This window comes from Streptomyces sp. DT190 (assembly GCF_049846985.1).
In the GTDB taxonomy this organism is placed as follows: Bacteria; Actinomycetota; Actinomycetes; order Streptomycetales; family Streptomycetaceae; genus Streptomyces.
The window spans coordinates 1-24,410 of record NZ_JBNCNM010000019.1 but is presented as its reverse complement, the minus strand read 5'-3'; the positions used below and the strand labels follow the sequence as shown (position 1 = coordinate 24,410).

Here is a 24,410-nt window from a genome sequence, read left to right as displayed (position 1 = left end):
CCGGACACCCCCTGCTGGCCGTGCCAGTCACGGATGGCACGGCCAGCATGGGCGGATCAGACGCTGTGCACGACCTCGGGCCGCTGGTCGGCTCGGGCCACGTACCGCTCTCCGAGTACCCGGGGTGCGCGGCCGGAGGCGCGGTCGAGCATCTCGGCACGCCATCCGTTGCCGGGAGGGACCGGAACGCCGTGCGGGGAGACGGCGTCGATGGGGAGCTTCAGCGCCGCTGCCAGCTCACGCCGCTCGGCGGTGGTGATCTCCTTGCTTCCGGTCCGGCGCTGAAGCGCGGTGGTGATGTGCAGCCACCCGTCGGGCTTCCGCGTCACCGACCAGTGCTTGCCGGTCTGCTTCCGCAGACCCGCGCGGAGGCCGTCCTGGACGTCCTTCTCACGGTCGAGCCGTACCGAGTCCCGTCCGGCGGCGTCCGCCGGGTCCACGCTGATGCCGCCTTCCGACCACACCTTCGGCGTCTTGACCGGCTTGCCGGTCTGCCCGTCAACGGCGCCGGCCGCGTACAGCCAGCGGCCGTCCTGCGCCTTCGCGAACTGGTCCGCTCGGCTGCGCTCGCTGCCGCGCCATGCTGCCCGGACCTCCCTGATCTGCGCGTACGACTTGCGGGTGAACCCTTCCTCCGGGGCGTCCTTGGCCGTCTCCTCCCGAACCGGGGCGGCCGCTGGCAGCGGCGCGCTACGCAGTGGCGAGCCGACGGCCGGGTGGTCGGCGGCATACCGCTTGGCCATGGCCAGACCGACGACCCGGACGTGCCGGCAGGTGTGGTTCTTTTTGAAGTCCCGGCAGGTGCACTGCAGGGTGGCGCCGTCGTCCCGGTCCGTGGACAGCTTCATCTGCCCGTCCGCGTCGTTCCAGGCGACCGCCTGACCGGTCACGCTCGCGTCCAGGAACTTCGCTCGCGCCTGCGCGACCGCGACCTTCCCCGAGGAGAGCTCCGTATCGATCCGTCGCCGGTCGGCGTAGAGCAGCGATCCTTCGTTGCCGAAGCGCAGTGCCGCGCTCGGCGGGACCGTCGCGACCGCCGGAGGCATCTGGACCGGCCGGCCGGCAGCACGGGCGGCCTGCTTCTCCGCCTTGATCCGGGCACGACGAGCGCTGTCGTCCTGCCCGGCCCGGGATCCGGACACAGGGCAGGAGTGCGCGGAGGTCATGGAGGCCCACTGGCCGCAGGTGGCGCACTTGCGCTGCACCGACGCCTCGGTCGCTTCAGCGACGTTCTCGAACTGGTAGGCGACGTTGTTACCGTTCTTCGCCCAGACCGACTGGCTGACGTAGCTGGTCAGGGACGAGGCCGCCATCATCTGCTGGTACTGGCCGGGCGACATCCGGTAGGCGTACGTCTTGGCCGGCATCACCTGGCCGTCACGCTTGCGCGTGTACGGCCTGGTCGTGACCTCGAGGTAGCCGGTGTCCGGGTTGTAGCCGACCTCCTGGATGCGCGCCGACGGCGGCGCGTTCGACGTGCGGGCCTTCGACAGAGCGGTGGCCGTGGATATCTGCGCAGGGTCGATCCCCGCGTCCAGAAGCCGCTTGTCGATGTCGATGCTCTTGGCGTACCAGTCGTCGTAGAGGGCGTTGTCGGCGTCGGTGAGCGGCGCGGTGTCGGGGTTCTGCCCGCGCAGCTCGGCGCGGCTGCGGATCTTCTCCCGGATCCGGTCGGCCTCGCGAGCGTGCTCCTCGACCTCGTCGAGCAGGGCCGCGTTCGGGCATTCGTCTCGTGCGTGCCCGAACTGGCCGCAGCCACCGATGCAGCGGATCGCCGCACCCGCGATCTCGGCCTTCTTGTCCTTGAACTGGATGCCGGCGTGATTCCGGTAGGCCTCCTCCGTCTTGGCCTGGCTGCGGAGCTTTTCGAACTCCTCCTCGTCGTAGCTGCCCTGAGCCTCCAGATCGTCCATCTTGGAGTAGATCTCCTCCATCGCCCTCTGGCGCTCGTTGACCCGCTGGCGCAGGTCTTCCAGCTCCTGGACGCGACGGGTGTTCGGGCACTCGTCCTTCAGGTGCCCGAACTGTGCGCACTGCTCGCACTTGACGGTGCCCTGGCCGACACCTCCGACGAGGGAGTTCGTGATCTGCTGGTCATGCTGCAGAGCCGTGTCACGTTCCCTGCGCATCTCCTCCATCTTGGTGAGCCCGGGGCCGATGTGCGCCCAGTTGTTGCGGGCGGCTTCATCCGCCCGCTCCTGGTGACCACGGATCTCCTTTTCCAGCTTCTTCCACCGCGCCCGGGCGTCGTCCCGCTGCGTGACGAGGAACTGGTTGGGGCAGGTGCTCCGCTCGTGACCGAACTGGCCGCAGGCGCCCTCTCCGGTGCACTGCACGTTGCCGGTGCCCGGCTCGGCAAGGCGTACCCGCTGCGCCGAGGTAAGGGCCGGGCGGGTGGGAAGCGAGGCCAGCTGAGCGCGCCGTTCCTCCTCCATGATGCGCAGGGCCTCACGGGAGACGTTGCTCTGACCGATGTCGGCCTGCTGCCGGGCGGTGAAGCCTGAGACGGCCAGCTGGTCCCGCCACTTGTCCGTCAGGGAGATACGCGTGTTCTCCCGCTCCGACTTCTGCCGGCGGACGAGCGACTTCCAGCGGCTTCGGGCCGCCGCGGCCGAGATGCCCATCGTGCGGGCGTAGACGTCGAAGTACCCGTCCTTCGCCTCCTGGTTGCGCTGCAGGAGCACACCGAGGCGCTGCATCGCCGCCAGGTCCTGGCCGCGCATCTTGTGCTTGGGCTGCAGCGGCCGGCCGTGCTCGTCCTTGCCCGTCTTCAGCCGGGCGATCTCCTGATCGATCCGGGTGACCATCCCGGGCTGCCGGTCGCTGTCCCGGTACTTGTCGGCCTGCGAGATCCGCGGGTCGCTCTCGATCTGCTGCTTGAGGCCCTTGAGGAAGGCCAGCTGCTCCTTCTCGGTGGGAGCCGGGAAGCCCTCGTACTGGTGACCGAACTCGTGCACGCCCGACTGCAGCTCGAAGTCGTCGTAGTCCGTGTACCCGAGCTGCCTGAGCAGGTGCTTCTGATAGCCGATGACCGCCGAGCGGCCCTTGTTCTCGCGGCAAACCACGTTGTGCCCCTCCAGTGGATGTCTTACTGAAGGGCGATCTTGCGACTCAAAGCGGACAGCCCCCGTTCGGGCTGCCTGGGGGCCGAACGGGGGCTGTCACTGATTGTCGTCGCGGAAGTCACGGCGCATGGCGATGACCGGCGGGCACAGCAGCAGCAGACCGATGAGACCGAGTCCCGGCCTGTCGAGCAGCAGGCCAAGGCCAGCGGTCGCTGAGCCGGCGAAGGTGAGCACCAGCATGGCCCGGCGCCGTTTTCGGTACTCGTTCCAGGCGGCGAAGGCGGCCGTCGGAGGCAGCAGATGCATGGTGATGAAGGCGATCAGCTCCCTCACCGCTGGAGGCCTCCTTCTTCACGTGCGGGCGCCGTCGGAAGTCGCGCCGCCGGCGCGGCCGTCACCTCAGGCGTCCGCGGCCGCGCTGCTCTCCAGGACGGAGGCGTACAGGTCGTCCATCGGCACGTACTCGCGCTCCTGCAGCTCGATGACGCCGGCGCGTCCGAGAGAGGACAGGTACGTGAAGGGGTCGATCGGATCGAGGATGACGAGGTTCTCCGGGTGCTCGACCACCACGACGACCTTGCGGCCGTCGGGCATCTCGGTCTCCAGGCCTGAGGAGGGCTCGCTGACGTCCCCGTCGACATACTCGCCGCGGTTGAGGACGAGGGGCACGGTCGCCGACCACTCGCCGAGCTCTTCCTCCGCCGGGTTGCCCAGGTCGTCCTCGGCCGGCGCCAGGTAGATCACTCCGGTGGGCACCGTGCCGGCGGCCGCGGCGGCCAGCAGCTGCTGCTCCTCCTCGTCGAGGCTGTTCCAGCTTCCGTCGTCGTGGGCGGTGGCGTTGATGCGCTGCTGCAGCGTGTGCCGGATCGTGGTGGCGTGCGCCGACCGGGCGTCGAACGCTGCGAGCTCGGCCTGGTCGATCGCGTCCTGGTTGCCGCTGGCTATGGCCTGCTCGAGGGCGGCCTCCAGTCCGGCGTAGTCCGGGATGAGCTGGGCGAGGATGTCGGCCGGCCGGTCGGCGAACACGCGCAGGGACTGGTCCCGCAGGACGGCTTCGAAGGTGTGCGGCCGCTCCCGGCCGATGAGGGGGAGGGTGTAGCCGTGCCCGGGGGACTTCATGTCGGCGGTGTTGGTGACGACGACGGCCGGCGCGGGCCGGGCGGGGTCGCACTGCTCGACGCCGAAGTCGGGGGTCTCGGGGTTGTTGATGGCGTTCATGTGGTGGCTCCTGGTCTGGGACGAATGTTCGGGGTGTGTCGTCCAGATCGTCATCGACGGCCTGGACGTGGTCGCGGAGGTTGCGTCGAGGCTTTCCGACGCGCGGGAGGTGGTCGCGGTGTGGGCTTCAGGCAGTTACTCGTTCCTCGGTTCCGGCAGCTAGGCGGCCAGCTCGTGGCTGGGTTGTGGGCGGGACGGTAGACGAAGGGGCGGACACCCGGGCTCGACGGCTTCCTCGCCCTCGGCGAGGAGTTCGTGCGCACGCTGGCTGCGCAGGCCGAGGCGGGCCAGGGACTCGGTCCAGTTGAGGCCCTCGTCCCGCAGGAATTCGAGTTCGAGGCGAAGCAGGTCAGGTGTCCACTCGCCGGAGCGCCCTGCCGTGCGTGTACCGAGGGGCTCGGCGGCCGGCTGGTCGATGGTTTCCTCTTCCCAGGCCAGCGGCGGGTCCCATTGTTTGGCCAGGGCTCGCTGGCGGGCGAGTTCGGAGGGGCCTGGCCGATGCGACAGTTGCCCCCATGCCGCCAGTACGGCGGCTTTGACCGACGGGGTGGCGCTGCCGGTCTGGTTGAAGTCGGTGAGGGACTTGACGGTGGTGCCGCCCGCGCCGGCGATGGTGTTCAGCGTCCAGCCAAGCGCGCACAGTCCCCGGATGCGGCGGATCAGGCCGACATCGGTGACCCCGGGACGACGCTGGAACGCAGGAGCAGGCAGCTCGGTGAGCGCGAGAACCTGGCGTGCCATCGTCGGGTGGATTCCTCTGCGAAGTCCTGCGGTGTGGTCGTCGATGACGCTCGTGAGCGTGGACGAATTCACCCCGGCTGTCTTGGCGATGAAGGCGATGCTGGCCAGTTCGTACGCCTCCTGAAGTTGTCGGACGTGCTCGACGACTGGGGTGGCGTCAACGGCGTCCTTCCGGAACGCCGGCGCCAGGTCGGTGGCGTTCAGGGCGAGCAGTCGTTCGGCGAAGCGGACCTTGATGGTTCGTGGCCGGCCTGCCCGCACGTCCTTGAGGGTGGCAGCCAGTGTGCTCACCGTCATCGTCGCGGCGCGCGCGACGGTGGCTACTGAGATCTCGGGATGTTCCACGAGGATGCGGTCCACATGCTCCACCACTGGGGCAGCGTCGGTGGACTGCCCGCCGTAGCCGCGGGCTTCGTTGGGAAGGTCTGCGGCGTTGAGCAGGAGCAGGCGGTGGGCCACGTCGGCGTTCACGTTGCGCTGCTGACCTCGGTCGGCAGCGCGCAGAAGGTCTTTCAGGGTCGTGGGGGGCACTTGCGCGTGCCGGGCCATGGCCGTGACGGGCAGGTGCGGACGCTGGATGATCAGGTCCTGCACATGTTTGGCGGCCGGCAGCGAGTCGATCACGCCGGTGTCGAGAACGTAGCCGGTACGCCTCCGGGCCCCTGCGGCCGTGGTGGCCGACGGGTGGAGATCGGTGAGGGAGATCTGCTGCGGCTCCTGGAGGGTCGTCGCGTTCACTGCCTCGGCGTGTGAGGTGCCGACGCCGGTGATGCGAATGCGGGAGCCGCCGTCAGGGCTGCACGACCAGTACACCTGCTCAGGTGCAACGTGGTGGTCAGAGGTCATGGTGGCGGTGCTCCTGTGAGGTCTGCGGTGCTTTCTGGGTGGTGAGCCGTTCGAAGGGTGGTTCTGGGCAGCTTAGGAGGAGGTGGTGCCACCACCTCCTCCTGGCGAGTTTCCGCTGAGCGCTGTCGGCGGGAGAACCTCGCCGGCGGTACGAAGGGAGCTGACGGCCAGCCGCCTGCCGTCGGTCACGCGGGCCAGTGCACCGGCCTGGTTCGCGTGGGGTACAGCACCGGTCTGCGCCGCTGCTCGCTGATAGCCCGGTCAGCGCGCGCCTGGGCGTCCTTCTCGAGTTCGCCCACGTCGTGGAGAGCGTCGCCGCGGGACACGGTGACGTTCGGACCGAGCCGGAACAGCACGGCGTTGACGGCACAGCACGCGACGTGGATCTCGTCGATGTCGTTCATCCACCACCGGTAGTCGGCGGGATCCTTCCCTTGGAACCGCAGCGTGGCGGCAGCCGCGCGGACCATGGTTCCGGTTCCGGCGCACGGCTCGATCAGCCGGGCACCCGGCGGGACCGGCTCGGTGAGGAGGATCTCCGCGTGGTGGTCAGCCGCGCCTGCCGGAGTGAAGAACTGGCCGGCCTTCTGACGGTCGGCGTAGCTCCGCATCCGTTGGACCAGAAGACCGATCAGGTCTTCGCCTTCGCAGCGTGTGAGATCGCTGGCGTACTCCAGCAAGCCGGCACGGACCAGGATGCGGGTGTAGTCGCTGAGCCCACGGGTGTCGCCGTCATCCGCCTGGGCGAGCCACTCGTGGAGAGGGCGGGCTGCCTCGGCCAGGACAGGGTTGTAGGACCAGAGGTTGTTCCACACCGCACGCAGAACATCGGTTGCTTCTTGGTCGTCCAGCGGGAGGAGCAGCGGACCGTAGTCAGGGCCAGCAGGGGTGCTGGGCGCTGCCAGCGCGAGGGCGGCGAGAGTGCCCACGGCAATCGGCAGGTCGCTGGTACCCCCGCGGTTCTCCAACCACCAGGCCAGGGCGACATCGGCGATGTGGCGGGCGTGGTCGCGGCCGGTTTCGGGAGCCATCGCGCGGCGGAAGGATGCCGGGGGTATTCCGTACATGGTCATGAGTAGGTCTCTCCCTCGGTGGAGCAGAGTGTTCGGGCACGTGATCCGCAGCCCGGTGGGGCGGCTCATGGGCCGCCCCACCGGGGTCTGGGCGGGTTAGGGCGAGACGATGAGGCCGTTGGTCAGGAGGGCGACGGCAGCAGACAGCTGCTGGGGCGTCACGAGGACGGCCAGGCGGGCAGAGACCGACTTCTGCCCGTGCGAGGCTGTGTCGAGTGCTGCCTGAACCACGAGGCGCACGTCTTCCGTGACGTGCATGTGGGCCTCGGTGTGCGACAGGTCCGCAGCCGTCACCTGACCGCGGCCCATCATCTGGTTAGCTCGGGATGCGACGTCGAGGACGGTGAAGGGATCAGCCGGGCGGGCGGGGGAGACGGCGGAGATGTTCACGCCGCCGAGGGAGTTCCGGAAGCGGGCCGGGCAGCGCGCATGGAGGTTGCAGGTGAGTTCAGCAGCGAGGTCGCGCACCGCCGGCAGCCCGTACGTGTCGGCCAGGAGTGTCATGTGACCGAGGGCGGAGTGGAGGTTGCCCTGCTTGACGTGGGCGATGTAGGCGTCGGTGATGGCGCGCAGAACGAGAACGGGTGCGGTCGAAGAGGTCAACGGACCAGGCTCCTTGCCATGTGAGTGGGTTGAGGGTCGGCAATGCGCACCGTGGTCAGCCAGCGGTTCGGCATGTGCGGTGGGTGCGGGCCGTCATTAGCGCCTTGGAGCAGGCATTTCGCCGAGCCCTCGCGAGTAGGAGGGCGATCGCTGCGCCTCGGGCCATGAAGTCGTTCGCCCTTCGCCGGACAGGCGCAGACGTCGCCTCGCTGCTGCATCTGGCCGGCACGGAGCAGCCCGGCCCGCTGGAGGTCCTGTGAGCGGTCCAGCTTCTGATGAGATCGGGCTGGTGCGGCCCTTCACGCACTGTGGGTCCGCCTGCCGGCGGGGTGCCCCGCTTCGGCAGGCGCCTTGGCGCGGGCGCCGTGGAGTTGGTCGCGGACAACTCGTAGGCACGTGCAGAAGCGCGCCCTCCCAAGCCGGGGCCGAGGCCCTGGTCCGGGAGGACGTCTCCGCGTGAGCTACGCGACCCGCTCGACGTGAGCGAAGATCACGGTTTCGTCGGAGTCGAGGTCGAAGCCGCGTTCGCCAGAGTGGTGGACGAACTGGTAGGTCCCTGGGGTGACGTTCACGATGGTGTCGCCGGAGTCGAGCGTTTCAGGGTCTCCGCCCATCGAGAGCCAGTGCTCGTAGTCGGCGATGGCGTAGGACCAGATGTCCGTGCAGATCTGAGCCAGGCATGTCTCCTCAGGGATCGACGGAGTCTCGTCGTTGTCGAAGTCGATCCACGGGGTGGCGATGATGTAGCGGTCCTGCTCCGTGCGGTAGAGACCCAGACTGCGATCGCTCGCGGGCCCGAAGGCGCATCCGATGGCGGCCATCGCTTTGATGGCTCTGTCCCGGCCGAGTACGCAGTTGTAGTCGACCAGGGCGTCGTCCCCCCAGTTGTAGACGGGGCGCAGGTTGTCGGAGACGAGGAGCTTGCCGGAGGGCACGCTCAGGGTGATCGTCGTAGTGATTCCGTCCGGGTGAGAACAGGGTTCCTGCACGTGGGCGGCTTCCTCGATGACCTCATAGGTGGGGTGCTGACCGCAGATCCGGCAGCCGCCGAACGGGAAGCCTGCGGGGTACATCTCCCCGTTGAACACATTCACCTCCGCTTCGTTGTTCACGAACTGGTGCCCGTTGGACTCGCTGACCGGCAGTCTCTTGCTCCTGATCGCCATGAGGCGTGCTCCCTGCGGTGTGGTGTCCTGCCAGGCACTGAACGGACGGGGCCAGGCAGGCGCGGTGGTCGGTTCGGCTGTGATTAGGCACCCCCCACGTCCTTAGGTCCTCCTCGGCGCGAGATACGAACGCGGCAGGGGGCTGCTCCGCCGGGTGGCGTTGCCACCTGGCGGCCTTGCTGATGGACAGCTCCGCGGCGCAGGGGCCCGCCTCCTCGTCCTGGGTGACGGGGAGAGTAGAGGGTCCTACTCAGGCTGCTGGGGCGATCATGGTTCCGGTGTTCTCGTCCGGCTGGCTGAGGCTGATGACCTGCTGAGCCACTTCCGTGATCTCCTCGCCGTGCGAGACGACCAGGGCGGGCCAGCCGAGTTCGGAGAGGCATGTGAGGACGGCTCGACGGGTGTCTGCGTCGTGAGCTGCGGTGATCTCGTCCGCGATGATCATTCCGATCGCGTTGCCACCTGTGATCTGCTCGGTGATGCCCAGCCGGAAGGCGAGTGCGGCCGTGGCCTTCTCTCCTCCTGAGAGGACCCGGGTGGGGCGTACCGTGCCCTCGGCGGTGTGCACGCGCGGGACGAAGGCGTCATCGATCTCGAAGCGCACGTGCCGGTCGGTGATCTGGGTCAGCACGTCAGTGGCTGCCTGGGACACCGCTGCGGTGTACTCGGCCAACAGGTCGCGTCGGAACTGAGCAAACGCCGCGGCGGCCTCGTGCAGGATGTGCGCCGTATGGAGCTTGTCGGCTTTCGCACGCATCCGGGCTTCGGCAGCCTCATGTGCCTTGGCCAGCACGGTCGCGCGTTCGGCCGCCACCAGGAAGCGGGTGTTCGCCTCGGACGCCTCGGCGGCTGCCTGATTGTGTTCGGCGCGGGCTGCGGTCAGCGCGCCCGTTGCCTCGGCCAGCTCGTTGGCCGTGACGTCGGGGTGTGTGGTTTCCCGCGCGGCCAGGTCGGCGCGCGCAGCCTCCAGCTCAGATTCGGCGTTGGTCAGCTGAGTACGCAGACCGTGTGTGTGCCGAGCCTGGACGAGTTCGGTGCCGAGCTGCTCGATGGCGGCCCGACCGGCTTGGAGGGCCCCCTCGGGGTTCGTCGGCCCGGCGAACCCCGGGAGGTGAACCACCACAGCGCTCACGGCCTCGTCGGCCGCGCGTCGTGCCGCCTCGGCCTGCTGCCGGGCGGCAGCCGCCTCAGCACGCACCGCGTCCAGACGGGTGGACAGTTGCGTGAGTTCCTGGCGTCGAGAGAGCAGCGCATCGTGAAGCTGGACCGCCGCCTCCGCCTTCGCCTTCGCGTTCTTGCCGTCCCTGATGCAGCGCTCCCACTGGCCACGCAGATCAGCGACCAAGGCCCCCACGTTCCGCAGCGGCTGGACGCAGGTGGGGCAGCAGGCGGACTCGGCCGTGGTCAGCGCCTGTAGTGCCCGGCTGAGGCGGGTGTACTCGCCCTTGAGCGCCCCGCGCCGCTGCTCGTACTCGGTGTGCTGCTGCTTCGCCGATTCGATGCGCCGGTCCAGTTCCGGGTCGGCGAGCCGGTCGACTTCGGCTCGTGTCTGCCGTACTCGGCCGTCGATTGCGGCGGCGTGCTTTTCGGCGGTATCGGTCTGTTCGACAGCTCGCTCGGCCGAGTGGACAGCATCCCGCAAGGCGTCCAACTGTCGAGTGAGGATCTCCGGCGTGGGAGTAGTTAGGCCGGCCCGGCGCAGCTCCCCGGTCAGAGAGGCCACCCGCTGCTGGCACTGCTGGACCCGCTCATCAGCACGGGCCCGGTTGATCCGCTCCTGTTCCGCCCGCAGGTGCCGTTGCTGTACATCCTGGGCCTGCGACTCGGCGCTACGCACCCGGTCGGCGGCCTGGCGCGCTGTCTCGGCAAGCTGCTCATGCGTCTCGTGAGCCTCAGCCGCCTGCTGCTGGGCCTCGTCGAGCGCGCGGCGGGCCTCATCGGTCTCCTCACGGGAACCGGGCATGGCGGCTGCCAGTTCCTCGGCCCGGCGGGCCTCGGCGTTCGCGATATCGACCTTCTTCGTGAGGTCGCCGAGCCCGGTCTGCTCTTCAAACAGTTGCTGGACCTGGGCGGGAGTGCCTTCGGCCAGCCCGGTCAGTTCGCCCTGTGCGATGAAGAAGGCCCCGCAGTAGGCCCGGCCGGTCAGTCCGGTCAGTTCGTAGATCTTCGTGGTGAGCTTGCTCGGGCTGATCTGCGGTTCGTCCTGGCCGGGGCCGGTGGCTCCGTTGGTCCACCAGCGGGCGTACGCCTCCTCTCGTACGCCGCCCCGGTGGTTGCGCTGCCGCAGGCCCCGAAGGGCCGTGTACCGCTGCCCGTTGAAGATGAAGTCGACTTCGGCTTCGCACGGTTCACCGTCCGCGCCGGAGCGGCGCATGTCGGCCTGCTTCAGTCCTCCGGGGACCTCGCCGTACAGCGCCCACACCATGGCGGACAGGAAGGTCGACTTCCCCGAGCCGACCGGCCCGTGCAGGGCGGTGATGCCGGTGTCGGGGATGTTGATCTCGCCGTGCCGGACCGAGCGGATGTTGCGGACGCGTATCCGGATGGGGGTGATCATGCGACGGCTCCGTCCGTGGGGCGGATGTTGACGCGCAGAACGGTGCTGGAGTCCCGCCCGGGAGGCGTCTGGATCCGGGGTGCGGCGAAGTGGAGGGTGCGCAGAGCCGACACCAGCTTCAGCTGCGGGGCGTCGCACTGGTGGTGCTCGGAACCGTCCACGTACTCGCCGTCCGCGAGCGCGAGGCTCCCGGCGTGAGCCCAGGCCGCGTCATCGGCGGCGACCCGGGTGGTCTCCGCGTCGGGACCGTTGGCGTACACGATCAGGGCGGGGGCGTTGCACGGGCAGGACCAGGAGTAAGTGCACACCAGAAGGATCGGAGTGGGGTCGTCCACGCTGGCGTGGCCCAGCAAAGTGGTGGTCTGCGCGTGCGGCTTCCACACGCCGCTCTGGTACTCGTCTTCTTCCACCGCCTGCATGTGCCGCTTCGAGCCCGGGGCAGCGTTGCTCATCCAGCCGACGGCGCGCAGCTGCCCCCGGTCGGGGTGCCGGGTGACGAGCTCTACTTCGAAGACCCGGGCCAGCCCGAGCGCCTGGTGGGCGGCGGCGTCGGTGTAGGTGCGGAACGGCTCGAAGAAGTTGCTGGTGATCGTCAGGCTGGGAGACATGCCGGGTCCTTCGGGGCAGGGTCGCGAGGTGATGCCCGAAGATCACCATTTGACGAGGTACGGCGCGAGAATCCGCGAATCTGGCTCTGTGGCTCCGGCACTCGTCGTCGAACCGTCCTTCTCACCTCTCGCTGTGGAGGGGGGAAGTGCGTGGTCAGCGCGACGATGATGGCGAGACCGACCATGGCCCCGATGCCGAAGCCCGCCCCTGGCCGGCCAACAGAGGGCCGGCCAGGGCGCCGGGACCGCGCAGGGCAACCGGACACCGTCATCGGACGGAGGTTCCTCCGCTTGATCGGACGAGGTCGGCGGTGACGACGACACGCTTGGACGAGCCGTTGGCCGGCCAGCACGTGACGAGCGTCAGCACCGGCTTGGTGGGAGTGGCAGTGGGCTTGCCCGGTACCTGGGCGATGACGTTCACGTTGCTCGGGTCTACGGTCTGAACGGAGGCCACCTTGTACGTGTAGGTGACGCGGTTCGCCGTCGTGACGGAGATGGACGCACCGGGCGCGATGCGGTCGATGTTCTTGAAGGCGGGGCTTGCCACGCCGGAGCGGTGGCCGGCGATGGCGTAATTGCCGATCTGCCCGGGACGTTCTGTCCCGGGGAAGTGCCCGACGCCCGCTCGTAGCTGTCGGCTGGTCACACCCTCGTAGACGGGCTGGGCCCAGTCGTTGCCGAGCGCCGGGATGCGCAGGACTTCGGTGACTGCACCACCGCCCCCTGTGGTGGGGTTTCCGCCGACGCTGTGGGGGCCGCTGCCTTTCGGGTTGGAGGAGGACCAGGTGTCCAGTGCGGCGGATGCGTCGGACTGGGCCTTGACCGTCCGGTCCGGCACCTTCGGGTCGTCGCCGATGGGCTCGTCGGCGGCGGGTTCGTCGGGGGTGGCGGAAGTGGCAGAGGAAGTGAGCGGATCTGGGACGGTCGATGCCGGCTCGGTGGCGGCGTGCTTCTGGGTGGCGGCGGGCTGGTGTGCGCGGGTGGAGGGCTCATCGTCCCCGCGGGTCACCAGGAGTGCGGTGGTTGCGAGGCCTGCGACGGTGATGGCGGCGATGCCCGCGGCCAGTGCTCGTCGGGTTCGGCGCGGTCGGGTGGTCGGCTGTGCTGTGGGAAGGCTGTCGGGGCTGTGTGGTGCGTCGGACACGTGCGCTCCAGGGATGGGTCGGTGGGGGCGCGGGCCGGGACGTGGACGTCCCGGCCCGCAGCGTCGGCGAGTGAGAGCCGTCAGGTTGTGGTCACGCGCCGGTCTTCGGCAGCTCGGTGATGTCCACCGGCCGCGGCTTCGGCTTCTCGGGCTGGGGGATCTTGACGTCGATGACGCTGACGTCGGAGGTTTTGCCGTCCACGACGATCACGTTCTGGTCCACGGCGAGCTGGTAGCCCTCCACGGCCTGGACCTCGTGGATGGTGTAGGTGCCCGGCGGGAGGTTGTCGATCTGCCAGAGGCCCTGGCTGGTGGTGGTTCCCTTGGCCACCGTCTTGTTGGCCTCGTCCTTGACTTCGAACTGGACCCCGGACAGCGGCTTCTTGGTGTCGCTGGCGGTCTTGAGGAGCTTGATGCTCCCCTTCAGCGCGTTGACGGTGATCTTGAGCTGGGCTTCGGCGCTCGTGGTGCCGCCGGCGACGAGCATCCGCTGTGCCTTGTCGTTGGCGGGCAGATGGGCGATCAGCGTCGAGGCGGGCAGGTTCTTGGCCACCGCCTTCAGCTCGACGGTCCCTGCCTTGGCGGGTGTGATGGTGGCTGTGGCGACGCCTTCGTCGTTCGTGGTGACGGTGCCCGCGCCGGCTACGGCGCCCGCCCCGTTGAGCTGGATCTGGACGCCGGGGACCTTCTGCCCGGACGCGGCGGTGACGTCCAGCGTGATGGTGGTCTTCTCGCCGGGCTTGAACGCGGCGGGGGTGTGCACGTTGACCTTGTACGGGCCGGCCAGCTTGCCCGCCTCGGTGATGAACCCCTCTGCCTTGGTCTTCACCTCCTTCGGCACGTTGGGGTACGAGACCCGCTCCAGCGCTCGCTTGCCGTTGGGCAGGGCGTACGTGCTGCCCTGCTCGAGGAAGCTGTACACGGCCGCGTCGACGGCTGCGGCCTGGCTGTCGTTGGCGGTGTCGCCGTACTTGGACAGCACGTACGCGGCGCGGGCGGTGTTCTCCTTGGAGACCTGCCGACCGGTGGCCTTCGAGGTCCAGGTGGTGACCTCGGTGGCCTTGCTGTACTGGCCGCCGGCCGCTGGACCGGCGAGGGTCGGGTCGGCGCAGTAGGCCCGGCCGGTGATGCCGCTGACCGGGGCCCCCGGCGCTCCGTACGCACCCAGGTGGGAGGCGTCCGGCTTGTTGAGGTCATCGGGGATGGCAAAGCCGGGGCCCCATTTGTCAGCTGCGACCGCGCTGGGGGCGGCGCACAGGGCGGTCGCGCCGACCAGGAGGGCTGTGGCGAGAACGGTCGAGCGGCGCAGCGTCCGGCCCGGCGCCGGGCGGCGTGTGGTCAGGGTCAAGGCGTTTCTCCTTGCCGGTGGGGCCGCAGTTCAGCCCCGTCTGCTGCGCAGCATCGTCGGCAAAGCGGACACCTCCGCCCCGGGGCGGGTTCAGTCGGTGATCGCAGCCTCGCTCGACGAGGCGGAGGTGGGGGTGATCTCCTTGGCCCATTGCAGGGCCTTGGTGCGGACCGGCTCGGCGATGACGTCGGGGATGCCCATGCGCCGGGTCAGCTCGGCACTGCGGGTTTCGAATTCCGTGCCGTAGTCCGTGATCCTCCCTGTGATCAGGCGCTGCCTTCCCGCTGTGCTGTCCGCGTCCTGCGCCTGGGTGGGGTGGGGGTAGTCGATCTGCCAGGACGCGGCGGCAGAGGCGAGGCGGCTCCATCGCGGCTGGAGGGCTCGCAGAGCCGCTCGCTGGCCGGGGGTGGTGCCGCTGATGCGCTGGCGGACGATCGCCCCGGCGTCTCCGGTGAGCTTCGCGCTTTCGGGGTCTTCCAGTTCCAGAGCGGCGATGCGGTCGGTGATGAGCTGGTCGATGTCCTCGGTGGTCAGCTCTGCGGCGTTGATGACGGGAAGATCGTGCTGAGGCCGCTGCCAGATGGTGCGGGCTTCGACGTGAACGCGGCCGGTGTCCTCGATGGTGACGTGAAGCCAGCCGCGCGGGCCGAGATCGTCGGAGAAGCCACGGGTCAGGGAGGAGCCGGTGTACCAGACCTGCCCGGGGCCGTCGTGGTCGTGACCGGGTACAGCGCCGAGGGAGTGGTAGTGGGAGAGCAGCAGCGCGTCCCATCCGCGGTGGGCCCACTCCAGGGGGATGGGGCGTTCTTGCCCTTCGGGGTTGATGCAGTGGTAGAGACGGCCGTCGGCTTCGAACGTGCCGTGGCAGACGAAGAGGTTCACGTGGCCGGGCAGCGGGACGGGGTCGATGTGGATGCCGGCGTCGGCCAGGGAGCGGTCCAGGCCGTAGTGGGACACTGCGTGGATGGCGAGGCCGTCGGTCGGCTGGTGGATCTCGTACAGGCCCGGGTAGGGGCCGGTGCCGTCGCCCGGGCCACGGCGGGGGTCGGGGTAGACCGCGTGCATGCCGAGATCGGGTCGGTGCATCGTGCCCATGGCGGAGATGTCCGTTCCCGCGCCGGCGCAGTGGTTGCCGCTGTTGCCCAGGCCCCAGATGTTGGCTCGGGCCCGCAGGTCGTCGACGCGGTTGGCGTGTTCGACGTCGCGCGGCAGGGGCCGGGCCCGGTGGGTGAGGTCGCCCCCGTCGATGATGCCCTGCACCCCGGCGTCGAGCATGGCGCGCATGGTCAGGTCGTGGGCGAGGTGCCCGTCGACAACGCGCTGGTTCCAGCGTGTCTGAGGGTGCAGTCGCATCCGGGGGTTGTGGTAGCCGAGGTGCTGGCAGCCTCGGATTCCCAGGGTGTAGGCCACAGTGGGTGCCCTTTCTGGTGTGGGTCCCGCCTGCGCTGTGGCGGGGCATGAACCGGGCGGTTCGTGCCCCGCGACAGTGCACCGTGCCGGACATCAGGTCACGCGGCCGCGAAACTTCTCCCGGCGGCGCCTTGGCGGTGAGGGCCGCTGCCGATGGGGCTCTTACGCCGGGCGCGCCGTTGTGTCGCCGGAAGCGGAACGCTGGCGCCAGGTGATGAGTCTCAGGACCTGGTTGGCCAGCTTTTCGGCTTCGGCATCCGGCAACTGCACTTCGATCTGGCGGCCGGCCGCCGTCTTCGGCCCGTCCGTGATTTCGACGGTGAAGCAGATGTGATTGTGTGCCTGTCCCTCCGCCGCGGCATGGCGCAGCAGTTCCTCTTCGGTCATCTGCTCGGGGGCCGATGCACGGGCGGCGGCAGATACCTGGGTGGCGAACGCGCGGGGGAAGGCGAAGCTCGTCACCTTGGCGAGCCACGGACGCCCGCCTCCACGGGGGCGGCGCTGTCGACGATCGATGTCGATCTCCAGCAGGCTCAGTTCGGCAGCCTCGGTGATCTGGGCAAGGGTGGTGCCCTTCTTCCGGGACAGGGTCAGGAGCTCACTCAGTGCGGTCTCGGCGAGCAGAGCCGACGGGGTGGCGTGCCCGTTTCTCACCGTGCCGGTCCTTCGAGCTGGCGCGCCCTGGCCGTGAGGGGACTCCCGGATGGCTGTGTGGAGTCGAAGTTGGCCAGCTTGGCCCGGAGCTCGTCCTTCTCCACGTGCTTCCAATGGATGCGGCCGCTGTCGTGCCGGTACTGCTCGGCGTAGTGCTCGCCGCCCGCTCCGGTGCCCGCCGGCCAGTGCTCCACGATGGTCACCTGGAAGGGCTGGCGCAGCCCTTCCAGGGTGAGGCGGATCGTGGCGGCGGCCGTCTCGATACTCATCGTGGGTTCGGTGGTCTCGGTGACCACAGCGAGAATGTGCTGCTCGTCCAGCTGCCATATGCGGCACGGACGCCACACGAGGTGGTTGTCGTTGCCGAGGTAGCAGACTGGCGTCGAGTCGATCAGAGGGGCTAGCACCGCGGTCTTCCTCCTACTGGGGGGCTGAGAGCCCGTACTCTGCGGCGTTCTCCCCGTCGTGCGCCTGCGTCGGCGAATCTGCGGTGCGCGGGTCCGATGCGGCCGCCGGGACGCCGACGGCGGATATCTGCAGCGCCTCGTCCACCAGGTCCCGGGCGGCCTCCAGGTTCTTGCGCAGGTCTGCGATCTCACCAGCCGGGCACACCGTGAGGACAGCCAGGCTGGCTTCGATGCCGGCGCGGGCTTCCGTCAGCCTTTCGGGGTTGGCACCCACGCTCTTGTCGGAAGCCAGATCGGTCACTGTCTTGAGGTTCCGCTTGATCCGGGCGGTGACTGCGCGCAGGGCAGCTTCGATGGTCTTGGGCTGACCAGCCGCGAGGAGCGCGTCTCGCTCTGTCGGGTCGAACTGGACGAGCTGTACGGGCTGAGGCATGAGACAGGTCCTAACCGTCGGAGTAGGCGCCGTCGGGTGACCCCGAGGCGGCGCCTACTCTGCCTCTCGATCCGGACAACCCCTTCGAAGCGCCGCGGCTTCGGTGAGGCATCGGCTCGGGCGGGGGACTCGCCGGTCGACCACCGGCTGGGGGCGGAGCGTATGCCCTGCCGTCGCGGCGTACTCCGGCCATCGCGCGGCCGCGCGACGGCCGGAGTCGTCCTGGTCTGCTGCCTCTCGCCTGCTCGGCGGGAGGCAGCTTCGAGGTGGTCAGCTGGCGGTGAGCACGTAGACGTGCGTATGCAGGGCGGCGTCAGCGACGGCGTAACGGGCGTAGAGACGGCCGGTGGCGCGGTGGTAGGTGATGGACGCTCGCTGGTGCCTGGCCAGGGTGCCCTGCAGGGATGTACGTACGGAGGCCAGATTGAGCGGCGTCGGGTTGCCCCGCAGGACGCCCCGGTCGTTCCCCAGGAACGACTGCATGCCGTTGAGGGAGACGGTGTACAGAAGCGCTCCGGCCGCCGGGCGGAAGACCAGCGCGTCGAGGGCTTCGCGTGTGGCGCAGCTGGTGCCCGGCAGCGGCCGGTAGGCGGTCGGGAACGCGGGGGCGTATGTGCCGTCCTCCGACGCGAGGACGGTACGGATCGTGTCGTCGGAACGGCTGGCGTCCTGATCGTCCAGAGTGGCCCACTGCCCTGCGTGGCGCAGGCCCCGGCGCCACGTTGTCCCGCTGGAGCTGACGACGTCGCCGTCGGTGAAGCGCATCGCCACGAGGTTGGTGTGGGAAGCGGTGGTCATCTTCGGCTCCGTTCGTCGCTGGGGTGATGTGGTGCAGCGTGCCGCCGATCAGCGCCGTTTCCCATCCAGGGCGAAAACAGAGAAGGCCAGGGGTGCGTTTCGCGGAGTGATTCGTTACTGGCGCACCTGACGCGACGCCTTGTCACGCTTGTAGGTGTGTGCGGGCCCTCCGCTTGCCAAGTGCTGCTCATAGGTGCGCGCACCGCACTTGCACACGATCTCGTCCATCACAGGAGGCCGAGTGTGGGCAGCGGGCCAAGGCCGTCATGGCGCAGGAGAAGGGCTTGTTCACCATCGGCCCACCCCCAGCAGCGGACAGTGTCCCGGTGTTCGTCGGTGGCTCGCACCTGCATCCGCCGTCGCCAGCCGAACAGACGGTCTCGCTCGAGGTCGGGGTCGAGAACCACCAGGCGCGTTCCGAGGCTGTAGACGAGTTCGTCGCCCGCCTTGACGTGCTCAAGGAGCGCGGCCTCGACGTACTTCAGGGCGAAGTCGTAGTGCATGTAGAGATTGGCCCGGCGGTGCCAGGCCGCGACAGACCGGGCGTCCGCCCCGGTGCCCGGTACAGGCATGTTCAGCAGCGTGCGCTGGTTGCGAAGGTACGCGGCCCGGTGTGTGGCAGGCAGGGTGGCGGTAGAGAGCAGTTCCGTCACCTGAAGCCTGAGGCCTCGGTGGTCAGTCTGGAGCAGGGCTACCTGGACGCCGAAGGGGGTGGAGTAGACCCGGTGAACGAATCCGGTGGCCCGGTGCGGGCCGGTGGCCTTCTGCCCGACCCACGGCGCACGGTCGTCCTGGCACAGGACGGGGCGGCTCAGGTGCATGGGGTCGTTGAGCGGCAAGGGTTCGGATACCGCCAGGCTCATGGTCTCTCCAGTGTCGGGCTGCCGTGTTCGACCGAAGGTCACCAGCTGTGCCTCGGCAACGCGAGGTGCAGCGAATCGGCATCGGCATCCGTCGTGGGGGGATGTGAGGCCTGCCGCCGGCCCTCCTGGGCCGGCGGCTGCTGCCAGCACGTCGGCTCACCCGAGGTGAGCCGACGCATCGGTCCGCGTAGTCCGCGGTCTCCTGTGGCTGCATCAGTGAGCTTCGCTGGTACCGCCGTTCGGCCCGACTGCCGTGGTGCCGGAGGGAATCTCGACGTGGTAGAACCCGATCAGCGGGTCCTTCTGCTCGGCCCAGGACCCGAATTTCACGGGGGACTTGCTGTTGGCGGCGTGGATGACCTTCTTGGTGGCCGGGTCCCAGACCATGGCGACGTGGACGGGGTTGGACTCGCTGCCGAAGAAGACGAGGTCGCCCGCCTGCACCTGGTCGGCCGGGACCTTGTGTTTGGACAGCTTGGAAAGCTGGGCGGTGGTGTCCCCTCCGATGTTGAGCTTGCCGCCGGTGGCCTGGTAGTAGGCCCACTGAGTGAAGGAGCTGCAGTCGAAGTCGGCCGGGTGGTCGCCCTGTAGACGGCGGGCACCGTACAGGTAGGTCTTGCCGAGACCGGTCTGCGCCCAGGCGAGAGCCGCGCGTACGACCTCGGAGTCCGCTGCCGGCAGGGGCCCGGTAGCACCGGCGCCGTCGGGGATGACGATCGCACCACCCGAGTCGGCGGCGCAGGCCTGGGCCTGGTCCTGGGCCTCGGCGTACTGATCATTGCCGTAGGTGGGCGAGGCCGTCGTCTTACCGCTCATCCAGTCCTTCGGGTTGACCGGGCCCGGGCCGTTGTTCTGCCCGGGCCTGTGCGGATCGCGGACACCGGGCAGGCGGACCTCCCAGTGCAGGTGGGCGCCGGTCACGTTGCCGGTGGCGCCGACGTTGCCGATGTGCTCCCCGCGCTTCACTTCCATGCCGACCCGGGTACCGAACGTCGACTGGTGGGCGTACCAGGTCTGGACCCCGCCCGCGTGTTCGATCTTGGTGAGGTTGCCGTAAGCGCCCCCGTCACCGACGAAGATCACCTTGCCGTCGGCCGGGGCGTAGAAGCGGACACCACTCGGGGCGGCGAGGTCGATGCCGGTGTGGCCGGCCGACCACCGTCCGCCGCTCTGCCCGAACTCGGCTGTGAAGGTGAAGGTGCCCTGCTTCATGGGCCACTGCCACCCGGCCGAGTTGACGCCGGAGGGCCCGCCGCTGGACGGGGTGCCGCCGCCCGGCGTGGGGGTGGCGGCCTGCGTCGCCGGGGTGGTGGATGTCCCGGGGGCAGAATCGAGCGGAGGCGTTGACCAGCTCTTGGCCGGAGCGGACTTGATCTGTGCGGCGTTGGTGACCTTGGCGTTGAAGTCGTTGACCGGCTCGGGGATGCCGGAGGCCTTACCAAGGGTCGGAAAGGACGGGTTCTTCTTGATCGTGTCGGCGAGGTGCTTCTGCCAACGCTCGATCATGGCGCTGTCGCTGGAGAAGACGCCCCGGTAGCGGGCGGACTGGGTGGTAACGACCCGCATGTAGGTGGTGTTGGACACCGTGGAACCGGAGTACCGGCGCAGCGCGTTCCAGGAGTCGGTCTCGGCCTTGAGGGCGTGGATGTAGTTGGCTGCGGCGAAGGCCGCATCCTCCACGTTGTAGCGGTCCTTGACGCCGTCCCCGTTGCCGTCGCCGCCGTATTGGGCCCACGCCGGGTCGCCGAACTGAACGATTCCCTTGTAGCCCATGCCGTTGTCTCCGCCGGGAGCGGCGGAAGGGTCCTGCCCGTAGCGGGTCTCCTGGTACATCTGGCCGGCGATCAGCGTCCAGTCGAGGCCCGGGTACCGGGCGGCGGCCCGGATCGAGGCGAGCATCATCCGCGGGGGTATCTCCGCCCGTGCGGTGTCGGACGGGAGGTACATGCCCTTGCCGGGCATGATCGGGTTGTAGGCACCGCCACCGGGGACACCGGTCGCCCCCTGCTGTGCTGAGGCGTCGTCCAGGCATGCGGCCTCGGCGGACTTCGATCCCAGGACTCCGACGATCGCGCCGAACGCGGTGAGGAAGGCGACGGCGACAGCGCAGAAGGCGGCGATCCCAGCGAGCAGCCACCACTTCCAGCGCTTGCCTCCTCCGTTCCTGCCGGCGGCACGCGCCGCCGCCCGGCGCGCGGCGGCCGCCGCTATCTTCCGTGCGGCGAGCGCGGCGATGGGGGCGGCCATCAGCTGTTCTCCGTGGTGCCCGCGTCGCCGACGCCGGCGAGCTGCAGGCCGGAGATCTTCCACTCACCCTTGGTGTAGGTCGCGGTGATCTGGAAGTCGGTGCTCTGGCTGGTCTCCTCTTCCTGGTGGAGGCGGACAGTGGTGGAGGCGAGGGTGGTCACCGACCGGCCGGCGCCGTCGACGGGCGCGTTGCTGATCACGGTGTCGCGCTTGAGGTCGGCTGTGGCGGTGGAGGAGCACTTCGTCCGCTCGCACTCGGCCCACGCCCGCCCGGTGGGCAAGGTGGTCTGGTCGACGATGGCCGATGAACCGTCGGTGAGCTCGCGAGCCTTGGCCGTCCAGGCGGCGGCGTCCGTGCGGTAGGTGTATGTGCCGAGGGTGGTCAGGTACTCGCGCATCACCGTGTGGGCGGCCGCGAGTTCTTGGGGTTCGATGACGGCTGGGACGGAGTCGACCGTCCCGGCCGACGTACTGGGTTCGCTCGTAGTGTCCGGTGCGGGAGCGGTGGTGTCCTTCTTCTCCCCCTCGGGGCTGCTGCGGTTGAGGGCGACCGCCAGGCCGACGAAGGCGGCCAGGGCGATCAGGGCGGCGGCGATGATGACGGCGCGGCGTCGTTCCACGGGGACTCCCTGGGACGGTCGGGGGCGTTGACGCCCGCGACCGTAGGGAGCAAACCGGACACCTCCTGGGGAGCTCGTGCGGCAGCTGCTTCAGGCAGCGTTCTCAGGCTGCTGCGGCTCCGCGGGTGGGCCACCACTCGTCGTGGTCTTCCTGTCGGCACAGGGCACAGCGGCCGTCGTGTTCGGTGGTCATCCCGCAGGCGCAGTTGCTGATCGGTCGTACGTCGGCCGGCAGCTCCTCGCCACGCAGCGCAGCGAGACATGCCGGACAGAGCCCGTCGGGGAGATCGGTGCCGGCGGCCAGGCGGAGAGCCTCGTCGGGGACGACGGCCAGTCGTCCGCAGGAGGTGGGGAGCAGGGCGCCGGGAGGCGGGGCACCGAGAGATGCCGGCGTGGGGAGGATGTGCCGGTACCGGGGATCTGCGTCAGCGTGGGGGCTGTACGGATTGGGTGCGATGGAACTCATGGGGGCTCTTCTCATGCGGTGCGGGTGAGGGGGCGGCGTCAGCGGGAGTGCCAGTAGCGGTGTCGATCGTTTCGGAGGCTTGGGACTCGCCCTCCTCGGTGGGGTCGGGGACGACTTTCAAGCGGCTGCGCTCTTTACGGAGCGCGGTGATGTAGACCCGCACGGTGTTCTCGGTCAGCCCGAGGCTGGGCGCGAGACGCTGGGCCAGCTTCCGGGCGGACAGGTCCGCATCTGGCGAGGTCAGCGCGTCGTAAGCCGTCTTTACAGCGGCGCGCCCGTCCACGGGTGGAGCAGGGGGTTCTTCCTCCTGGAGGGACGACGGCGGGTCTCCCTGCGCGGCGGTCGGGGTGCCTTCAGGCCGGTCGGGGGGTGGTGGTTCCTCCTGCGGGGCGGAGCTCGGCGGGTCGGCCGGCGGCGGGTTTCCCTGCGCGACGGTCGGGGTGCCTTCGGACCGGTCGGGGGGCGGGGCCGGAAGTTCGGGTGCGTTGGATCGTTGCAGGGCCGGTGGGGCATCGGCTTGCACGGGAACGCCGTACTTCGCCAGCCGCAACGGCATCAGGGCCTCGATGGGTGCTGTGCGCCGCCAGGCGGGCCCATACCGCACTTCCAGCCCTGCTTCGTAGATCAGCCGGTCCTGCTCGAGCTTGATGACCTGGTCGTAGGAGCGAAGCTCCCAGAGCTTCATCCGACGCCACATCCGGAACGTGGGCACCGGCGACAGGATCCACCGGGTCAGCCGGACGCCTTCCATGTGCCGGTCGGCCGTGATGTCCGCGATGCGCCCGACCGCGTGCCGGGCGGCTTCGACTGTCACGACGAACAGGACGGGGATGACGGCGTGCATGGCTGTGCCGAGCGGGTCCGGCCACGCCGCCGCGGCGTTGAAGGCGATGGTGGCGGCGGTCAGGAGCCAGGCCGTCTGCCGGAGCAGCGGGAACGGGATTCTGATCCAGCTCAGCAGCAGATCGAGGGCGAGCAAGACCACGATCCCCGCGTCGACGCCGATCGGGTACAGGCGCGCGAAGTCGCCGAACCCCTTGGCCTCCGCTAGGTCTTGGACAGCCGCGTAGGAACCGATGAAGCCGATCAGAGCGATGATCAGGCCGCCGCCGGTGATCACAGCGACGAGAAGAGCGTGAGCGCGTGGGGCCCGGGTGGGCTGCGGCTGCTCTACGTCGGGCGGGGTCACTGGCGGACTCCCAACGGTTCTGTGGCCCTGGCTGTCTCGCGTGGGGCATGGCCGCAGGTGCCGAGATCGCCGCGGTGATCAGTACGGGTGGTCATGCGGCGCACGGTAGGGAGCGAAGCGGACACCTCCCGTGGAGCCGGCGCGCGGCAGGGTTCCCTCTGGGCCGGTCGGCGTCCGTGCGGTCAGTCCGTACGACGGTGATCGCGCAGGAGAGCTGCGGCTTCCTCCCACCACTGGCGCCGAAGCTCCGGTTGTTCGGCTACCGCCCGGCACTGTCCGCGCTGCGTCCCCATGCCGCCGGTGAGCGGCCGCAGGCACTGCGGGATCGCGGGAAGGAGCCTGTGGGCGTAGCGCTTGCCGCCGAGGAAGATGACCTCTGCGCTGTGCAGGCCGAACGTGTCGGCCTGCTGGCGGAGGCGGTCGCTGGTCACCGAGGAAGGGTGATCGATCGTCATCTCGTATGGGACGAGGGGCTGGCTGACCGTGACAAGCCCGTGCAACGCTGAGGCGATCAGGATCTGCGAGGGGCTGCTGGTGAGTGCTTCTGCGGCAGCGCGCAGCGAACAGTGGTAGTGCCCGATGTAGAGCTTCCCGGCCGGCACTTCTTGCAGGTTGCCGCCGGGCTTGGACTTACGGGAACCGCAGCTGATGATCACGATGCGACGGCTGGGCGGAACGGGCATCAGCGTCTGTCCAGGCAGGTGTGCCGGGTGGGGCTGACGGCGTAGGCGACCGCCACGATGCCGATCAGGGCTGTGACCATCATCGCGGCGAGGGCAACGAGGCTCATGGGTGTGGGGCTTTCTCCTCGGCGGGGCCGCGCCCACCCCCCCGGGCGCGGCGGGCCCCCGGGGGTGCGGCCGGGGGCCCCCCCCGCGTCCGTGTCCGGTCAGGCGCTCTTCGGCTCCACGAACTGCATGTCGAGCTGGATCTTCACCACCTCGCCGAGCA

22 protein-coding genes are annotated in these 24,410 nt (G+C 69.3%); 1 reads left to right on the top strand and 21 read right to left on the bottom strand.

The window, feature by feature from the left end; all coding sequences use genetic code 11:
* Positions 1 to 56: 56 nt before the first annotated feature.
* The 3 genes from ACPXCS_RS28275 to ACPXCS_RS28265 all read right to left on the bottom strand — a co-directional run bounded on the left by ACPXCS_RS28275 (position 57) and on the right by ACPXCS_RS28265 (position 4,283).
* On the bottom strand, positions 57 to 3,065 hold the full coding sequence (locus ACPXCS_RS28275) for a hypothetical protein (protein WP_425823762.1): 3,009 nt from the start codon (positions 3,063 to 3,065) through the stop codon (positions 57 to 59).
* Positions 3,066 to 3,161: 96 nt separating this feature from the next.
* Positions 3,162 to 3,398 (bottom strand): hypothetical protein, encoded by a 237-nt coding sequence (locus ACPXCS_RS28270; RefSeq protein WP_376620633.1) that lies wholly within the window; start codon positions 3,396 to 3,398, stop codon positions 3,162 to 3,164.
* A gap of 66 nt (positions 3,399 to 3,464) precedes the next feature.
* Positions 3,465 to 4,283: a hypothetical protein gene (locus ACPXCS_RS28265; protein WP_425823764.1), complete on the bottom strand. Its 819-nt coding sequence runs from the start codon at positions 4,281 to 4,283 to the stop codon at positions 3,465 to 3,467.
* On the opposite strand from ACPXCS_RS28265, the gene ACPXCS_RS28260 reads away from it, so the two are divergent.
* Positions 4,282 to 4,446 carry a hypothetical protein gene (locus tag ACPXCS_RS28260; RefSeq protein ID WP_425823766.1) on the top strand — a complete coding sequence of 55 codons (165 nt, stop codon included), beginning with the start codon at positions 4,282 to 4,284 and terminating at the stop codon, positions 4,444 to 4,446. The two genes, ACPXCS_RS28265 and ACPXCS_RS28260, sit on opposite strands and share 2 nt — an antisense overlap.
* Here ACPXCS_RS28260 and ACPXCS_RS28255 read toward each other — a convergent pair.
* The 18 genes from ACPXCS_RS28255 to ACPXCS_RS28170 form a co-directional block, all read right to left on the bottom strand.
* Complete coding sequence (locus ACPXCS_RS28255; protein WP_425823768.1) at positions 4,443 to 5,870, bottom strand: hypothetical protein; 1,428 nt, start codon at positions 5,868 to 5,870, stop codon at positions 4,443 to 4,445. The genes ACPXCS_RS28260 and ACPXCS_RS28255 overlap by 4 nt on opposite strands.
* 185 nt (positions 5,871 to 6,055) lie before the next feature.
* Positions 6,056 to 6,943: an N-6 DNA methylase gene (locus tag ACPXCS_RS28250; RefSeq protein ID WP_425823770.1), complete on the bottom strand. Its 888-nt coding sequence runs from the start codon at positions 6,941 to 6,943 to the stop codon at positions 6,056 to 6,058.
* A gap of 96 nt (positions 6,944 to 7,039) precedes the next feature.
* Positions 7,040 to 7,546 carry a hypothetical protein gene (locus tag ACPXCS_RS28245; protein ID WP_425823772.1) on the bottom strand — a complete coding sequence of 169 codons (507 nt, stop codon included), beginning with the start codon at positions 7,544 to 7,546 and terminating at the stop codon, positions 7,040 to 7,042.
* A gap of 461 nt (positions 7,547 to 8,007) precedes the next feature.
* The gene (locus ACPXCS_RS28240) at positions 8,008 to 8,712 is read right to left on the bottom strand and encodes a hypothetical protein (protein ID WP_425823774.1); all 705 of its coding nucleotides are present in this window, start codon (positions 8,710 to 8,712) and stop codon (positions 8,008 to 8,010) included.
* A 250-nt stretch (positions 8,713 to 8,962) separates the two neighbouring features.
* Positions 8,963 to 11,269 carry an AAA family ATPase gene (locus tag ACPXCS_RS28235; RefSeq protein ID WP_425823776.1) on the bottom strand — a complete coding sequence of 769 codons (2,307 nt, stop codon included), beginning with the start codon at positions 11,267 to 11,269 and terminating at the stop codon, positions 8,963 to 8,965.
* The gene (locus ACPXCS_RS28230; protein WP_425823778.1) at positions 11,266 to 11,877 is read right to left on the bottom strand and encodes a hypothetical protein; all 612 of its coding nucleotides are present in this window, start codon (positions 11,875 to 11,877) and stop codon (positions 11,266 to 11,268) included. The genes ACPXCS_RS28235 and ACPXCS_RS28230 overlap by 4 nt, the downstream gene beginning before the upstream one ends.
* Positions 11,878 to 12,145: 268 nt before the next feature.
* Positions 12,146 to 13,024, bottom strand: coding sequence for a sortase (locus tag ACPXCS_RS28225; protein ID WP_425946727.1), 879 nt, complete (start codon positions 13,022 to 13,024; stop codon positions 12,146 to 12,148).
* A gap of 91 nt (positions 13,025 to 13,115) precedes the next feature.
* Positions 13,116 to 14,372, bottom strand: a complete 1,257-nt coding sequence (locus tag ACPXCS_RS28220) for a SpaA isopeptide-forming pilin-related protein (RefSeq protein WP_425823782.1) — start codon at positions 14,370 to 14,372, stop codon at positions 13,116 to 13,118.
* Between the two features lie 90 nt (positions 14,373 to 14,462).
* Complete coding sequence (locus ACPXCS_RS28215) at positions 14,463 to 15,725, bottom strand: hypothetical protein (RefSeq protein ID WP_425823784.1); 1,263 nt, start codon at positions 15,723 to 15,725, stop codon at positions 14,463 to 14,465.
* A gap of 219 nt (positions 15,726 to 15,944) precedes the next feature.
* Positions 15,945 to 16,436, bottom strand: coding sequence for a hypothetical protein (locus tag ACPXCS_RS28210; RefSeq protein ID WP_425823786.1), 492 nt, complete (start codon positions 16,434 to 16,436; stop codon positions 15,945 to 15,947).
* On the bottom strand, positions 16,433 to 16,843 hold the full coding sequence (locus ACPXCS_RS28205; protein ID WP_425823788.1) for a hypothetical protein: 411 nt from the start codon (positions 16,841 to 16,843) through the stop codon (positions 16,433 to 16,435). The genes ACPXCS_RS28210 and ACPXCS_RS28205 overlap by 4 nt, the downstream gene beginning before the upstream one ends.
* Before the next feature lie 13 nt (positions 16,844 to 16,856).
* On the bottom strand, positions 16,857 to 17,276 hold the full coding sequence (locus ACPXCS_RS28200) for a hypothetical protein (RefSeq protein WP_425823790.1): 420 nt from the start codon (positions 17,274 to 17,276) through the stop codon (positions 16,857 to 16,859).
* 270 nt (positions 17,277 to 17,546) lie between these two features.
* Positions 17,547 to 18,074, bottom strand: coding sequence for a hypothetical protein (locus tag ACPXCS_RS28195; protein WP_411098819.1), 528 nt, complete (start codon positions 18,072 to 18,074; stop codon positions 17,547 to 17,549).
* Positions 18,075 to 18,301: 227 nt separating this feature from the next.
* On the bottom strand, positions 18,302 to 18,937 hold the full coding sequence (locus ACPXCS_RS28190; RefSeq protein WP_413093147.1) for a hypothetical protein: 636 nt from the start codon (positions 18,935 to 18,937) through the stop codon (positions 18,302 to 18,304).
* Between the two features lie 213 nt (positions 18,938 to 19,150).
* Positions 19,151 to 21,184 carry a peptidoglycan DD-metalloendopeptidase family protein gene (locus ACPXCS_RS28185; RefSeq protein WP_425823792.1) on the bottom strand — a complete coding sequence of 678 codons (2,034 nt, stop codon included), beginning with the start codon at positions 21,182 to 21,184 and terminating at the stop codon, positions 19,151 to 19,153.
* Positions 21,184 to 21,804: a hypothetical protein gene (locus tag ACPXCS_RS28180; protein ID WP_425823794.1), complete on the bottom strand. Its 621-nt coding sequence runs from the start codon at positions 21,802 to 21,804 to the stop codon at positions 21,184 to 21,186. The genes ACPXCS_RS28185 and ACPXCS_RS28180 overlap by 1 nt, the downstream gene beginning before the upstream one ends.
* Before the next feature lie 425 nt (positions 21,805 to 22,229).
* Positions 22,230 to 23,390, bottom strand: coding sequence for a DUF2637 domain-containing protein (locus tag ACPXCS_RS28175; protein WP_425823796.1), 1,161 nt, complete (start codon positions 23,388 to 23,390; stop codon positions 22,230 to 22,232).
* A gap of 251 nt (positions 23,391 to 23,641) precedes the next feature.
* The gene (locus tag ACPXCS_RS28170) at positions 23,642 to 24,142 is read right to left on the bottom strand and encodes a DUF6884 domain-containing protein (RefSeq protein ID WP_425823798.1); all 501 of its coding nucleotides are present in this window, start codon (positions 24,140 to 24,142) and stop codon (positions 23,642 to 23,644) included.
* Between the last annotated feature and the right edge of the window lie 268 nt (positions 24,143 to 24,410).

What these genes read in the sequence shown, in the direction of transcription:
- ACPXCS_RS28255 (WP_425823768.1), bottom strand. Translation starts at nt 5,870, where the DNA reads ATGACCTCTGACCACCACGTTGCACCTGAGCAGGTGTACTGGTCGTGC.
- ACPXCS_RS28265 (WP_425823764.1), bottom strand. Translation starts at nt 4,283, where the DNA reads ATGAACGCCATCAACAACCCCGAGACCCCCGACTTCGGCGTCGAGCAG.
- ACPXCS_RS28170 (WP_425823798.1), bottom strand. Translation starts at nt 24,142, where the DNA reads ATGCCCGTTCCGCCCAGCCGTCGCATCGTGATCATCAGCTGCGGTTCC.
- ACPXCS_RS28235 (WP_425823776.1), bottom strand. Translation starts at nt 11,269, where the DNA reads ATGATCACCCCCATCCGGATACGCGTCCGCAACATCCGCTCGGTCCGG.
- ACPXCS_RS28260 (WP_425823766.1), top strand. Translation starts at nt 4,282, where the DNA reads ATGTGGTGGCTCCTGGTCTGGGACGAATGTTCGGGGTGTGTCGTCCAG.
- ACPXCS_RS28240 (WP_425823774.1), bottom strand. Translation starts at nt 8,712, where the DNA reads ATGGCGATCAGGAGCAAGAGACTGCCGGTCAGCGAGTCCAACGGGCAC.
- ACPXCS_RS28195 (WP_411098819.1), bottom strand. Translation starts at nt 18,074, where the DNA reads ATGACCACCGCTTCCCACACCAACCTCGTGGCGATGCGCTTCACCGAC.
- ACPXCS_RS28200 (WP_425823790.1), bottom strand. Translation starts at nt 17,276, where the DNA reads ATGCCTCAGCCCGTACAGCTCGTCCAGTTCGACCCGACAGAGCGAGAC.
- ACPXCS_RS28185 (WP_425823792.1), bottom strand. Translation starts at nt 21,184, where the DNA reads ATGGCCGCCCCCATCGCCGCGCTCGCCGCACGGAAGATAGCGGCGGCC.
- ACPXCS_RS28190 (WP_413093147.1), bottom strand. Translation starts at nt 18,937, where the DNA reads ATGAGCCTGGCGGTATCCGAACCCTTGCCGCTCAACGACCCCATGCAC.
- ACPXCS_RS28230 (WP_425823778.1), bottom strand. Translation starts at nt 11,877, where the DNA reads ATGTCTCCCAGCCTGACGATCACCAGCAACTTCTTCGAGCCGTTCCGC.
- ACPXCS_RS28215 (WP_425823784.1), bottom strand. Translation starts at nt 15,725, where the DNA reads ATGCGACTGCACCCTCAGACACGCTGGAACCAGCGCGTTGTCGACGGG.
- ACPXCS_RS28250 (WP_425823770.1), bottom strand. Translation starts at nt 6,943, where the DNA reads ATGACCATGTACGGAATACCCCCGGCATCCTTCCGCCGCGCGATGGCT.